At 50.0% G+C, this 12,937-nt stretch carries 13 protein-coding genes and 3 tRNA genes; 4 read left to right on the top strand and 12 right to left on the bottom strand.

The features are described 5' to 3' along the window. Positions 1-8: 8 nt before the first annotated feature. The 3 genes from aguA to KQY15_RS04075 form a co-directional block, all read right to left on the bottom strand. A complete protein-coding gene (aguA, locus tag KQY15_RS04085; protein ID WP_217667427.1) occupies positions 9-1,121 on the bottom strand; it encodes an agmatine deiminase in 1,113 nt (370 codons plus the stop codon). Then, positions 1,118-2,005, bottom strand: a complete 888-nt coding sequence (aguB, locus tag KQY15_RS04080) for an N-carbamoylputrescine amidase (RefSeq protein WP_217667425.1) — start codon at positions 2,003-2,005, stop codon at positions 1,118-1,120. Before aguB ends, aguA begins: the two co-directional genes overlap by 4 nt. Positions 2,006-2,131: 126 nt before the next feature. Next, positions 2,132-2,764 (bottom strand): peroxiredoxin-like family protein, encoded by a 633-nt coding sequence (locus tag KQY15_RS04075; protein ID WP_217667423.1) that lies wholly within the window; start codon positions 2,762-2,764, stop codon positions 2,132-2,134. A 154-nt stretch (positions 2,765-2,918) separates the two neighbouring features. Here KQY15_RS04075 and KQY15_RS04070 point away from each other — a divergent pair, with 154 nt between their 5' ends. After that, on the top strand, positions 2,919-4,100 hold the full coding sequence (locus tag KQY15_RS04070) for an FAD-dependent oxidoreductase (protein ID WP_217667421.1): 1,182 nt from the start codon (positions 2,919-2,921) through the stop codon (positions 4,098-4,100). Between the two features lie 33 nt (positions 4,101-4,133). On the opposite strand, the gene KQY15_RS04065 is transcribed toward KQY15_RS04070, so the two are convergent. From KQY15_RS04065 to lolB, 9 genes are all read right to left on the bottom strand, one after another. Then, a tRNA-Gln gene (locus KQY15_RS04065) sits at positions 4,134-4,208 on the bottom strand. 25 nt (positions 4,209-4,233) lie between these two features. Next, a tRNA-Leu gene (locus KQY15_RS04060) sits at positions 4,234-4,318 on the bottom strand. An 18-nt stretch (positions 4,319-4,336) separates the two neighbouring features. Continuing rightward, positions 4,337-4,413 (bottom strand) — tRNA-Met (locus tag KQY15_RS04055). A gap of 175 nt (positions 4,414-4,588) precedes the next feature. Further along, positions 4,589-5,680, bottom strand: coding sequence for a redox-regulated ATPase YchF (gene ychF, locus KQY15_RS04050; RefSeq protein WP_217667419.1), 1,092 nt, complete (start codon positions 5,678-5,680; stop codon positions 4,589-4,591). 37 nt (positions 5,681-5,717) lie between these two features. Continuing rightward, a complete protein-coding gene (gene pth, locus KQY15_RS04045) occupies positions 5,718-6,320 on the bottom strand; it encodes an aminoacyl-tRNA hydrolase (RefSeq protein ID WP_217667417.1) in 603 nt (200 codons plus the stop codon). Further along, entirely contained in the window at positions 6,320-6,937 is a 618-nt protein-coding gene (locus KQY15_RS04040) for a 50S ribosomal protein L25/general stress protein Ctc (RefSeq protein WP_217667674.1), read from the bottom strand. The genes pth and KQY15_RS04040 overlap by 1 nt, the downstream gene beginning before the upstream one ends. Before the next feature lie 151 nt (positions 6,938-7,088). Beyond that, complete coding sequence (locus KQY15_RS04035; protein WP_254795434.1) at positions 7,089-8,024, bottom strand: ribose-phosphate pyrophosphokinase; 936 nt, start codon at positions 8,022-8,024, stop codon at positions 7,089-7,091. 69 nt (positions 8,025-8,093) lie between these two features. Continuing rightward, positions 8,094-8,945, bottom strand: coding sequence for a 4-(cytidine 5'-diphospho)-2-C-methyl-D-erythritol kinase (gene ispE, locus KQY15_RS04030; RefSeq protein WP_217667413.1), 852 nt, complete (start codon positions 8,943-8,945; stop codon positions 8,094-8,096). Next, positions 8,942-9,547, bottom strand: a complete 606-nt coding sequence (gene lolB, locus KQY15_RS04025) for a lipoprotein insertase outer membrane protein LolB (protein WP_217667411.1) — start codon at positions 9,545-9,547, stop codon at positions 8,942-8,944. The genes ispE and lolB overlap by 4 nt, the downstream gene beginning before the upstream one ends. A 79-nt stretch (positions 9,548-9,626) precedes the next feature. Between lolB and hemA the strand changes: the two genes are divergently transcribed. Genes hemA through prmC form a run of 3 tightly spaced genes read left to right on the top strand, consistent with a single transcriptional unit; the run spans position 9,627 to position 12,816 of the window. Next, positions 9,627-10,874: a glutamyl-tRNA reductase gene (gene hemA / locus KQY15_RS04020; RefSeq protein WP_217667672.1), complete on the top strand. Its 1,248-nt coding sequence runs from the start codon at positions 9,627-9,629 to the stop codon at positions 10,872-10,874. 18 nt (positions 10,875-10,892) lie between these two features. Continuing rightward, the gene (prfA, locus tag KQY15_RS04015) at positions 10,893-11,984 is read left to right on the top strand and encodes a peptide chain release factor 1 (protein ID WP_217667409.1); all 1,092 of its coding nucleotides are present in this window, start codon (positions 10,893-10,895) and stop codon (positions 11,982-11,984) included. 1 nt (position 11,985) lies between these two features. Continuing rightward, a complete protein-coding gene (gene prmC, locus KQY15_RS04010) occupies positions 11,986-12,816 on the top strand; it encodes a peptide chain release factor N(5)-glutamine methyltransferase (RefSeq protein WP_217667407.1) in 831 nt (276 codons plus the stop codon). Positions 12,817-12,937: the final 121 nt, after the last annotated feature.

Here is a 12,937-nt window from a genome sequence, read left to right as displayed (position 1 = left end):
CCGCATAGTTAACCAGTAGGCTGCTGCTGGGTAATACAGTGAATATTACCACCACCCAGTAAAATTTCCCGGCCAGGTACTTTCACGACCTGATGATCAGGATACAGTCGCTGCAATATCTCAGCCGCAACATCGTCGTTCGGGTCATCAAAAGTTGGCATAATCAGGCCGCCATTACATAAATAAAAGTTAATGTAAGAGCCGGCCAGCCTGGCATTTGCTTCACGCGGAATAGCACTTAAGGTGGCATCTACTGTCGCATATTCATCGGCGTTGGCAATAATCGGCTTAGGCAGTGGTAACTTATGCACTTTAATTTTGCGGCCTTTGGCGTCAGTGCTGGCTTCTAAATAATCCAGTGCCGCTTTGCTGCGGGCATACTGCGGATCGTTTTGATCGTCAGTCCAGGCTAATACCACTTCGCCGGGTTTTACAAAACAGGCCATGTTATCAACGTGACCGTCAGTTTCGTCGTTAAAAATACCTTCTTTTAACCACAATACTTTGCTGATCCCCAGGTACTCGGCCAGTATTTCTTCAATCTGCTCGCGGTTTAAATGCGGATTACGGTTGCTGTTAAGTAAACACTCTTCGGTGGTTAGTAAGGTGCCTTCGCCATCAACATGAATAGCGCCACCTTCGAGCACAAAACCTTCGGTACGGTAGCGGGGTAACTGCTCAATTCCCAGAATTTTACTTGCAACCTGATCATCAAACTGCCATGGGAAGTATAAACCGCCATTCAGGCCACCCCAGGCATTAAACGTCCAGTCGATGCCACGTACCTCACCTTTGCCATTAGTAACAAAAGTCGGGCCGGTATCACGGCACCAGGCGTCATTGTTCGATATTTCAACCACCCGCACCGGATACAGGGCGCCGGCTTTACTCAGCTGTGCTTCGGCGTTGGCATACTGAGCGGCTGAAACCCCTACCGTGACCGGTTCAAAGCGGGCAATGGCAGCGATAACCGCACAAAAAGCCTGCTGAGCGGGTTTAGCACCCATGCGCCAGCTATCTGTGCGTTCCGGCCATACCATCCAGGTTTGTTTATGCTCTGCCCATTCGGCAGGCATTGAAAAACCATCGTGTTGTGGTGTGGTAGGGAGTAAGCGGCTCACTTGCTGTTCTCCGGGTTAACTTTGCCATCTTTGGTCAGTACCGTGTCATAAATGTCGATACGACGATCGCGGAACAGACCCCAGGCTCTGCGGTCAGCGGCCACTTTATCTAAATCGAAGGTATGCACCAGTACCGCTTCTTCTGTTTCACCGGCTTCCTGCACCTTGGCACCGGTTGCATCTGCAATAAATGAACTACCATAAAAAGTGATGTGGAAGTCACCTTCGGTTTCTGTACCAATCCGGTTTGATGCGATAAGCGGCATTAAATTCGCTGCGGCATGGCCTTGCTGAGTGCGTTGCCAGTGGTCACGTGAATTAATACTGGCATCATGCGGCTCGCTGCCAATGGCGGTGGGGTAAAACAACAGTTCAGCACCCATCAGTGCCATGCTGCGGGCACACTCCGGAAACCACTGGTCCCAACAAATACCAACGCCAATTTTGGCATAACGGGTTTGCCACACCTTGAAGCCGGTATCGCCCGGCGTGAAGTAATATTTTTCGCTGTACCCCGGGCCATCCGGAATATGGCTTTTACGATAGGTACCCAGGTTTTCACCGTCTGCGTCAATGATTACTACGCTGTTATACAGGCAGTTGCCAGCACGCTCGTAAATGCTGATGGGTAGTACCACATTCAGTTCTTTAGCAATTTTGCTAAAGTGGTTGACCGCCGGGTTTTCCTCTACTGTGGTAGCAAATTCAAGGTAAGCCGGCTTTTGCTTTTGACAAAAATAATTACGCTCAAACAACTCCTGCAGCAGAATAATCTGGGCGCCTTTAGCAGCAGCGTCACGTACCAGCTTTTCACCACGGGCGATGTTTTCTTCAACATTCCAGCCACCCACCATTTGAGTAGCAGCAACGGTTACATTACGCATCAGTTATCTCCAGCAGAAGGTTAAAACCAACAGGCTAGCATCCATTAGAATACTTGCCAAACAGGGCGCGCAAAATGCCGTATTTTTGTGCTGTCGTCAACGCTTTTTAGCAGAAAAAAGTCCAGATTATTGCAGGGCCAGTTCTGCCGCTTTAAGCAGCAATTCACTTTCCAGCCGGGTTTTATAATTTATATGCACATAATTGAAGACAACGTCGCCTGCGGTATTCAGAATATAGACGGCGGGTACTGGCAGCACGACTTTCTCGGTACCTGTTTCAGTGGTAATTAAGCTGCCTAATTTGCCCTTATAAATGGCTGCGGTTTTATCATCCAGGTAGTAGGCCAGGCCAAAAGCACTGCTGGCCACAAACTGGTGATCTGATAACAATGTGTAGTTAAGCTGTTGCCCTTCGGTATCATTCAGGCTTTTGTTGACAGAACTGACACTGTCCGGCGTGATGGCGATGATCTGGTAACCCAGTTTGGTTAGCTCTGGTTCAATGGTGCGCAATGCCGCTAACTGAGCGTTGCAATAGGGACACCAGCCACCACGATAAAATACCAGCACACTGGGCTGTTTTTTAACCAGGGTGGGTAGCACCACTGTCGTATTGTCGGCTGCAGTCAGGGTAACATCGGGAACAGGCAGACCATTCAGCAGCGGGGTTACCTGCTCCGGGCTATTGGCAATGTTGGTTGCTGCCAGCAAGTTAATACTGAACAAGGTTGCAAAAGCAGTGATAAGATAGCGTTTCATTAGGTCGTCCTGTATGTCATGTTAGTTGTTAGTGATGATTGGTTAACCAGCAGCTCTTCACAAAACACAGACCGGCACTGCAACCGTTTACTTTCAGACTGACGTAAAATTAATAGTACTATAAAAATTATTCGTAAAGAGAAGGCTACTGGCAATGGGTAGTAACACAGCACAGCAATTTGATATCACTATTGTTGGCGGCGGTATGGTTGGTGCTGCGATAGCGTTGGCGTTAAGTCAGGCAGGTTTGCAGGTGGCATTAATTGAAAGACAGGCTCCCGCTGAATTCAACCCTGACCAGGCACCGGATCTGCGCGTGTCATCGATTAATCTGGCCAGCGAAGCCTGGTTAACCCGGCTTGGTGCCTGGTCTTCACTGCAACAAATGCGGCTTTGTCCCTACCAGCGTTTACAGGCATTTGAGCACCCCGACAGCGTGGTGTGCTTTGACGCTGCTGATATTAAGCGCAGCCATCTTGGCCATATTATTGAAAATAATTTACTGCAGTTAGCGTTATGGCAGCAATTCCCGGCTAATTTAACCCTATTTTGCCCGGCCATGGTGACAGCACTGCAGCAAACTGCGGACAGCGCATTGTTGACAATTGACAGTGGCGAGCAGCTACAAAGTACCTTGGTGATTGCCGCTGATGGTGGCAACTCACAGTTACGCCAGCTGGCCGGTATTGGCACCAATGGCTGGCAGTATCAACAGGCTTGCCTTGTAGCATTGGTGAACACCCCTTACCCGCAACAGGATGTCACCTGGCAGCAATTTACCCCAACTGGCCCCAAAGCATTTTTACCGTTACCGGGCCAGCAAGGGAACATTGTCTGGTATGACGATGCAGCCAGGGTGAAACAATTGGCGGTGCTTAAGCCTGCGCAACTTACTGCAGAGCTGCAAAAGGTTTTTCCGGAGCAGCTTGGCAAGGTTGAGGTAGTTAACAGCAGCTGGTTTCCGTTAGCGCGAATGGACGCTAACCATTATTATGCAGGCAGGGTAGTGCTGGCGGGCGATGCTGCCCATACCATTAATCCGTTAGCGGGGCAGGGCGTAAACCTGGGCTTTGCTGATGCAAAACTGCTGACGGAGTTAATTATTAGTGCGCACCAGCAACAGCGCGATATTGGCAATGAAGATTTACTGAAAACATATCAGCGAAAGCGTAAACCAGCTAATTTATTGATGATGAGTACCATGGATGGCTTTTATCAGCTATTTGGCAATGATATCGGCCCGCTGCGTAACCTGCGGCAGTTGGCCCTGACGATTGCATCACGCAGCAGCATGCTGAAAACGCTGGTTGCCCGTTATGCTGTTGGGTCTGAATAGCAAAAACCCAGCCTCGGCTGGGTTTTCTAAATATGGCAGGGGCGCCAGGATTCGAACCTGGGCATGGCGGGATCAAAACCCGCTGCCTTACCGCTTGGCTACGCCCCTGCAGAAACTGCTTACTTGCTAAATATGGTGCGGAGAGAGAGACTCGAACTCTCACGCCTCGCGGCGCTGGAACCTAAATCCAGTGCGTCTACCAATTCCGCCATCCCCGCATACATAGGAAAATTAAGTGGTGGCTACAGCGGGAATCGAACCTGCGACCCCAGCATTATGAGTGCTGTGCTCTAACCAGCTGAGCTATGTAGCCACGCTAACTTGTCCTAAGCAAGTGGCGCGTATTATGCTGATCTGACATATTAGCGTCAACCGTTTTTTTACGAATAGTGCGTTGGATGGGTGTGTTTGCTGTTTTTATACGCAAAACATGGCCAGATAAAAAAAGCCGCTGCGATGGCAGCGGCTTTTTAAATGCTAAAACGGTTTTAAACGTTAAAGCGGAAATGCATTACATCGCCGTCTTTTACAATGTAATCTTTGCCTTCAAGACGCCACTTACCGGCCTCCTTAGCACCGGCTTCGCCGTTAAAGCTAACAAAATCATCATAACCTACCACTTCGGCGCGGATAAAACCTTTTTCAAAGTCGGTATGAATCACTCCGGCGGCCTGCGGTGCAGTAGCGCCAATTTTCACGGTCCAGGCCCGGACTTCTTTCACGCCGGCGGTAAAGTAGGTGTGCAAACTTAACAGTGAGTAACCACCACGGATCACCCGGTTCAGGCCGGGCTCTTCCAGGCCCATATCGGCCATAAATTCAGCTTTTTCATCATCTTCCAGCTCAGCAATTTCAGACTCAATTGCCGCACACACCGGAACAACAATGGCACCTTCTTTATCGGCAATGGCCTGCACGATATCTAAGTAAGGGTTATTTTCAAAGCCATCGTCAGTAACGTTGGCAATGTACATAGTGGGTTTAATGGTTAAAAAGTTCATGTAGGCAATCAAGGCTTTTTCTTCCTTGTCCAGCTCCAGCTGGCGCAGGGTATTGCCTTGCTCTAAATGTGCTTTAACTTTTTCCAGCACCAGTAATTCGGCTTTGGCATCTTTATCGCCGCCTTTGGCTTTTTTACTGACCCGCAGAATAGCCCGCTCGGCACTGTCCATGTCTGACAGCACCAGCTCCATGTTAATGGTATCGATGTCATCGGCCGGGTCTATTTTACCGGCAACGTGGATGATGTTTTCATCGTCAAAGCAGCGCACAACATGGCCTATCGCATCGGTTTCCCGGATATTGGCCAGAAATTTGTTGCCAAGACCCTCGCCGCGGGATGCGCCTTTTACCAGACCGGCAATATCGACAAATTCCATGGTGGTGGGGATCAGCCGTTGTGGTTTAACAATTTCTGCCAGTTTATCCAGCCGTAAATCAGGTACCGGTACCACGCCGGTATTAGGCTCTATGGTACAAAACGGGAAGTTGGCCGCTTCAATACCTGCCTTGGTTAACGCATTAAACAAGGTAGACTTACCAACGTTAGGCAGGCCGACAATACCACATTTGAAACCCATAATAATTTTCCTTCAGGCTGTGTTGCTGGCCGCAGGGCTAGCTGGCTTTAAAACTGTGTAGACGGTGCTGGGCTTTGATTAAGCCGTCGCGCGCCAGAATATCAAAGCAACTGACAGCTTCATCAATGCTGGCATCTATTAATTTTTGTTCACTGGCCGGGGCTTTGCCCAGCACAAAACCGGTTACCTTATCTTTATGGCCGGGATGACCGATGCCGAGGCGTAACCGGTAAAAATTCGGATTATTACTCAACCTCGCCATAATATCGCGTAAACCGTTATGGCCGGCATGGCCGCCACCGAGTTTAAACTTTGCAATACCGGGTTCCAGTGCCAGCTCATCATGTGCTACCAGAATATTCTCTGGTGCCAGTTTGTAAAACTGGGCCATGGCTAATACGGCTTTGCCGCTGAGGTTCATAAAGGTAGAGGGGATCAGTAACTTAAATTCCTGGCCGGCACAAATAAATTTTCCGGTATAGCCAAAGAACTTAGTGTCATTTTTCAGGCTGACATTAAAGGCATAAGCCAGCTTCTCAACAAACCAGGCCCCGGCGTTATGCCGGGTATGCTGGTATTCGGGGCCCGGATTTCCCAGGCCCACGATTAACTGAACATTGGCAGGTAATGCGTCAGACATTACTCAGCAGTTTCAGTTTCTTCTTCTGTATCAACGGCTTTACCAGCTGGTTTGTTCACAGACACTACTGGCAGGTCATGGCCTTCACCCTTAGTTAACTGAACAAACTTAACACCTTTAGGTGCTTTAATGTCAGTCAGGTGCAAGGTAGTACCTACTTCGACATCAGCCAGGTCAACTTCGATAAACTCTGGTAAGTCTTTTGGTAATACACTGATTTCAATTTCGTTCAGGGCGTGCACAACAACACCGCCTTTTTTGATTGGTTTATCTTCGTTTAAGAAGTGAACCGGAACGATAGTGGTCAGCTCGTGGCCAGCTTCAACGCGCTGGAAGTCAACGTGCATGATTTTTGGCTTGTACGGGTGACGTTGCATATCTTTAACGATAGCCTGGATTTTCTCTTTACCGACAGTAATGGTCAGGATGTGAGAATAAAACGCTTCAAAGCTCTGAGCTTTTAACAGCTTAGAGTGCTCTAAAGTTACAGATAAGGCATCTTTGTGTCCGCCATAAATAATGGCTGGCACTTTGTCTTCGTGACGCAGGCGGCGGCTCGCACCTTTCCCCAGGTCAGTACGGACTTCTGCATTTAATGTGAAAATTGCATCAGACATGATGTACTCCAATAAAGTGATTGTTGTTGCGACTTGCGACCAGCCCCAACCTGTTTGCCCTTTCAAAAGGCGCGACATATTACCACCAGGCCAACCCAGCTGCAAATGAAAAAGGCGCCAACAGGCGCCTTAATAAAACAGTCAGCAGATTTTAGTCAAACATCGAAGAGATTGATTCTTCGTTACTGATACGGCGGATGCACTCTGCCATCAGTTCACTTAAGGTTAGCTGTCGAACTTTGCTAACGCCTTTCATCGCGTCAGACAGCGGAATGGTATCGGTAATAATCAGTTCATCAATAACGGAATTACTGATAATTTCTGGTGCATTACCTGAGAACACCGCATGGGTGGCATATGCAAATACCCGTTTTGCGCCTTGCTCTTTCAATGCTTCTGCCGCCTTACATAAGGTGCCGCCGGTATCAATCATGTCGTCAACGATAATACAGTCGCGGTCTTTGACATCACCGATAATATGCATAACCTGTGACACATTGGCTTTTGGCCGGCGCTTATCAATAATAGCCAGATCGGCGTCGTTGAGCAGTTTCGCCACGGCGCGAGCCCTTACAACACCACCGATATCCGGTGATACCACAACAGGAGAGTGCAGCGTTTTCTTGCGCATGTCGTCCAGTAACACCGGGCTGGCAAATACGTTGTCTACCGGTACGTCGAAGAAACCCTGAATTTGCTCAGCGTGCAAATCCACGGTTAACACCCGATCCACACCTACACTGGACAGGAAATCAGCGACAACTTTAGCAGTAATAGGTACCCGGGCTGAACGGACCCGGCGGTCCTGACGGGCATAGCCAAAATAAGGGATAACGGCAGTGATCCGGCCTGCTGATGCACGCCGTAATGCATCCACCATAACGATTAATTCCATTAAATTGTCGTTGGTGGGGGCGCAGGTTGACTGAATGATAAACACATCAGAACCACGAACATTCTCATTGATTTGTACGCTAACTTCGCCATCACTGAAACGGCCAACATCGGCATCTCCCAGTTTGATATACAGACGGCTGGCGATTTTGTTAGCTAGTTCTGGTATGGCGTTACCAGCGAAAACCTTCATGTCGGGCACAGTAGGATCCTCAGGGCGGTGGTGAGTCCGGTTAAATCATTAAATGCCGGTATAAAGGCATCAGTTGTTGAATTCCGTATCTGCCAACGCCGCCATTACTGGCGACTGGTTGACTCCCTTAGCAATAAATCCGCGACAGTTTGACGGGAGTTTGCTTAGGGCTTGCTGAGCACTGGCCGTGTCCGGAAATTCGGCGAACACACTGGCGCCAGTACCCGTCATTCGACACGGCCCATATTCTACCAACCACTGTAAGGTTAATGCAACAATCGGCTGCAGCTGTTCGACCAGCGGCTGGCAATCATTGCGCCATGGGCTGTTAAACAGGGATTCGAGGCTCAGCGTTGGGCTGTTTCTGGTTAAATCAGGGTGCTGGAAGATTTCTGCGGTGCTGACGTGGCATGGTGGTGTTACCACTAAATAGACTTTCTCCGGCAGATTTACCGGCACTAGTTTTTCACCGACGCCTTCAGCAAAAGCACTGTAGCCTGTGACAAACAGCGGTACATCGGCGCCCAGTTTTAGCGCCAGGGCAGCTAATTGCTGATTGCTTAACTTAAGTTGCCACAAGGCATTTAACGCCAGCAAAGTGGTGGCAGCATCTGATGAACCGCCGCCCAGGCCGCCGCCCATTGGCAGCTTTTTATCCAGCACAATGTCACAGCCGAGCTGGCAACCAGAATGTTGTTGTAACAGCCGGCCTGCTTTTTTGATGAGGTTGTCCTGGCCCTGCAAGGTTGGATCATTGCACTGCAAATTTAGCTGGCTGTCTTTACGTGGTGTAAAATGCAGCTGGTCACCATAATCCAGCAACTGGAATAAAGTTTGCAGGTTATGGTAACCGTCAGGCCGACGGCCAGTGATATGTAAAAATAAATTAAGCTTGGCCACCGCCGGCAGCGTTAAGGTCATAATTGCCAGCTCCGGATATAAAAACTAATGGTGGTGTCGTCGCTTATTAAACTAATTTTTTTGGGTAAGGCCAGTTCATCAGCAAAAAAGCTCTGATAGCGAAGTTGCCAGATAATACCGGTGCTATCTACCAGCTGAAAAGCGTTGACCCGACCGAGTTCGTCATACTCAATGGCAGTTGCGGCTTGCCCGGGAATGCCCTTAAGCCATAGCGGCATATCGGCAAGCGGCATCGACCAGCCGGCCAGCTGCCATAATAAACTACTGGTATCGGCGGCCTGATAGCGTTCGCCACGTAACATAATGCTGCTGCCTTGTTCGCTATTGGTTAGCTCAAATAAACTGATGCCTAAGAAATTAGCCAGCCGCGCTTTGTAGTGTTCAGTGTTAAGCTGTTGCCAGGTCAGATTACCTGAAACAGACTCGTCCGGGGTTTTTATACCTACTGAAGCTTGCACGGTGTATTCGTTAATAGCGTTTATCTGAGCCAGCCGGCTTTTGTTGTCCAGCGCCTGCACCGGGGCCGGTTTTGAAATCAGGCTGCAACCGCTGGTTAATAGCAGTAATCCGGCCAGGGTAAACCACTTAATTGTTGCTGACACGCTGAAAGTCCTTAATACGCTTTTCTTAATATGGGGTTTTTCGTACAATTCGCCCCTGACAAACACGATGATACAGGTGATGGCCATCTTTGCACTAGGCATTAATCATAAAACAGCACCGGTTAGTTTACGGGAAAAAGTGGCATTTGCCCCGGAACAGGTGCATGAAGCCTTGCGTGAACTGGCGACTGCAACAGCGGTAACTGATGCGATTATTCTGTCGACCTGCAACCGTACCGAATTATATTTTAACGGCACAAACAACCAGGCGGAACAGGTTATTACCTGGCTGGCGCAGTTTCATCAGCTGAATGTTAACGACTTACAACCCCATTTGTATCTGCACCACGATCGTCAGGCTGCCGAACATCTGATGCGGGTGGCTGCCGGTCTGGATTCGCTGGTATTAGGTGAGCCGCAAATTTTAGGTCAGGTAAAGCAGGCCTATAATCAGTCACGGCAGGCCGGTACTATTAATCCACAATTTGAGCGGCTGTTTCAGAAAACCTTCGCTGTGGCGAAAGACGTTCGTACTAATACTGATATCGGTGCCAATGCGGTATCGGTGGCGTTTGCGGCAGTCAGTTTAGCCAGGCAAATCTTTGGTAAGCTGGAAAAGGTCAGGGTACTGCTGATAGGCGCCGGTGAAACCATTGAGCTGGTTGCCCGTCATCTGGCCGAGCAGGGCGCGCGGGAGCTTACCGTGGCTAATCGTACATACGAGCGGGCGGTGCAGCTGGCAGAGCAGTTTGCTGCCAAAGTGATTACGCTGTCCCAGGTACCTGCGCAATTGCCGCAGGCCGATATTGTCATCAGCTCTACTGCCAGCACCCTGCCCATCGTCGGTAAAGGTATGGTTGAGCAAGCCTTGAAAAAGCGCCGGCATAAGCCAATGTTTCTGGTCGACCTGGCTGTTCCAAGAGACATTGAGCAGCAGGTTGGCGAACTGGAAGATGCGTATTTATATACGGTAGACGACTTGCAAAGTATAGTGGCGCAAAATGTCAGTTCGCGGCAGCAGGCCGCTGAACAGGCCAGCGATATGATCAGGCTTGGCGCAGAAGATTTTCTGCAATGGCTGCAATTGCAGGGCAGTGTTGACTGGGTGCGGGATTACCGCCAACGCTGTGAACAGGTTAAAACCGAATTGTTGGGCCGGGCTTTGAACCAGCTGGCTGCCGGTCAGGAAGCAGAAAAAGTGCTGGCGGAACTGGCCAACAAGCTTAGCAACCGGCTGATACACAGCCCAACTAAAACCATTCGTCAGTTGCTGCAACAAGAGGCCAGTGAGCCGCAGGCACTGATCAATACATTATTAGATATTTAATCAGGTAACAGACCTAACATGAAAGAATCGGTATACCGCAAGCTGGAAGGCCTGGTGGAGCGGCACGAAGAAGTCCAGGCATTATTGAGCGACCCGGGCGTTATTGGCGATCAAAAGCGTTTTCGCGAGCTGTCGAAAGAATACAGTCAGCTCGAAGACGTTAGCAAGGCGTTTAACCGCTTCAGGCAGGCACAGCAGGATTTAGCTGCTGCTGAGGAAATGCAGAAAGACAGTGACCCTGATATGCGGGAAATGGCCCAGGAGGAATACAAAAGTGCCCGTGCGGCCATTGAGCTGCTGGAAAAAGAGCTGCAACTGTTGCTACTGCCCAAAGATCCGAACGACAGCAATAACTGCTTCTTAGAAATCCGCGCTGGCGCAGGTGGCGATGAAGCCGCCATTTTTGCCGGTGATGTGTTTCGGATGTACAGTCGTTTCGCCGAGCGTCAGCGCTGGAAACTGGAAGTGATCAGTGCCAGTGACGGTGAGCATGGTGGCTTCAAAGAAGTGATTGCCAGTGTGCAGGGTGACGGAGCTTACGGTGTGTTAAAGTTTGAATCCGGTGGTCACCGGGTGCAAAGGGTACCGGCAACAGAGTCGCAGGGCAGGGTGCATACCTCTGCCTGTACGGTAGCAATTATGCCGGAAATTCCGGAAAGTGAAGCTATTGAAATTAACCCTGCGGATTTAAAAGTTGATACCTACCGGGCGTCAGGTGCCGGTGGACAGCATGTCAACCGAACTGACTCTGCTATCAGGATCACTCACCTTCCTACCGGCATCATTGTTGAATGCCAGGACGAGCGCTCGCAACATAAAAACCGCGCCAGGGCGATGAGCGTGCTGCAATCGCGCATTCAGGCAGCTGAAGATGAAAAACGCCGGCTAACCGAAGAGTCGACCCGTCGTTCACTGGTTGGCAGCGGTGATCGCTCAGAGCGGATCCGTACTTATAATTTTCCGCAAGGGCGCTTAACAGACCACCGGATTAACCTGACCATTTACCGCTTAAATGAAGTGATGGAAGGTGATCTGGAGCTGGTGCTGGAGCCGCTTAATCAGGAACATCAGGCCGACCTGCTGGCAGCGCTGGCAGACGAAAACCGCTGATATGACCCTGACGCACTGGCTCAGGCAAGCCACCTCGCAGCTTAGCGCTGTGTCGCCGCTGGCGGCTGATGATGCCAGATTGTTGCTTTGTCATCAGTTAAATGTCAGTAGCAGCTACCTGTATAGCCATGCCGACGAGCCGCTCAGCGCACCGGATCTGCAGGCATTAAATCAGCTACTGCACCGGGCGCTGCAGGACGAGCCTATTGCCTATATTATTGGCCGCTGGCCGTTCTGGAATATTGAACTCGATGTTGCGCCCTGCACCCTGATCCCGAGGCCTGATACCGAACTATTGGTTGAGCAGGCGCTATCGTTAACCTTGCCCCAACATGCCAGAGTACTTGATTTAGGCACTGGTACCGGTGCTCTGGCGCTGGCCTTAGCATGTAACCGGCCAGATTGGCAGGTTACCGCAGCAGAAAAAATCAGTGCTGCTGTTGAACTGGCAAGGCAAAACGCAAAACGGTTAGCGGCAGTTAACTGCATCGTATTGCAAAGTGATTGGTTCAGTGCTGTCGCTGGCCAGCGTTTTGATCTGATTGTCAGCAATCCCCCTTACATTGAACCCGATGACCCGCATTTAGCCGCACTGCACTTCGAGCCCGCCAGCGCCTTAATTGCCCCTGAGCATGGTCTGGCCGATTTAGCCGCTATTTGCCAGCAGGCACCAGCTTATCTGGTTGATAATGGCTGGCTATGGCTGGAGCATGGTTATAATCAGGCTGATGCTGTCCGGCAGTTATTAAGCGCTGCAGGCTTCAGTCAGGTGCAGTCGCGCCGGGATTATGGCGGCAACTGGCGGATCAGCGGTGGTTGCCTTAAGCGCTGATATATTCAGCAACAAAGTTTTGACCAGCAGGCTATTAGCGCATATAACTAGTTATAGTTGCTGCTTATCATAGTTACAGCTGATTGTTTCTTCTGACTTGTTGCCTGAACTGCGGAGCCCA

The organism is Arsukibacterium indicum, from assembly GCF_019100565.1.
GTDB classification, from domain to species: domain Bacteria; phylum Pseudomonadota; class Gammaproteobacteria; order Enterobacterales; family Alteromonadaceae; genus Alishewanella; species Alishewanella indicum.
The sequence above is the reverse complement of the archived record's forward strand: the minus strand, read 5'-3'. Positions and strand labels throughout refer to the sequence as shown.

Coding starts and splice junctions, on each gene's coding strand:
- prmC (WP_217667407.1), top strand. CDS start 11,986: ATGACCCTGACGCACTGGCTCAGGCAAGCCACCTCGCAGCTTAGCGCT.
- hemA (WP_217667672.1), top strand. CDS start 9,627: ATGGCCATCTTTGCACTAGGCATTAATCATAAAACAGCACCGGTTAGT.
- ychF (WP_217667419.1), bottom strand. CDS start 5,680: ATGGGTTTCAAATGTGGTATTGTCGGCCTGCCTAACGTTGGTAAGTCT.
- KQY15_RS04075 (WP_217667423.1), bottom strand. CDS start 2,764: ATGAAACGCTATCTTATCACTGCTTTTGCAACCTTGTTCAGTATTAAC.
- aguB (WP_217667425.1), bottom strand. CDS start 2,005: ATGCGTAATGTAACCGTTGCTGCTACTCAAATGGTGGGTGGCTGGAAT.
- KQY15_RS04070 (WP_217667421.1), top strand. CDS start 2,919: ATGGGTAGTAACACAGCACAGCAATTTGATATCACTATTGTTGGCGGC.
- KQY15_RS04035 (WP_254795434.1), bottom strand. CDS start 8,024: ATGAAGGTTTTCGCTGGTAACGCCATACCAGAACTAGCTAACAAAATC.
- pth (WP_217667417.1), bottom strand. CDS start 6,320: ATGTCTGACGCATTACCTGCCAATGTTCAGTTAATCGTGGGCCTGGGA.
- prfA (WP_217667409.1), top strand. CDS start 10,893: ATGAAAGAATCGGTATACCGCAAGCTGGAAGGCCTGGTGGAGCGGCAC.
- ispE (WP_217667413.1), bottom strand. CDS start 8,945: ATGACCTTAACGCTGCCGGCGGTGGCCAAGCTTAATTTATTTTTACAT.
- KQY15_RS04040 (WP_217667674.1), bottom strand. CDS start 6,937: ATGTCTGATGCAATTTTCACATTAAATGCAGAAGTCCGTACTGACCTG.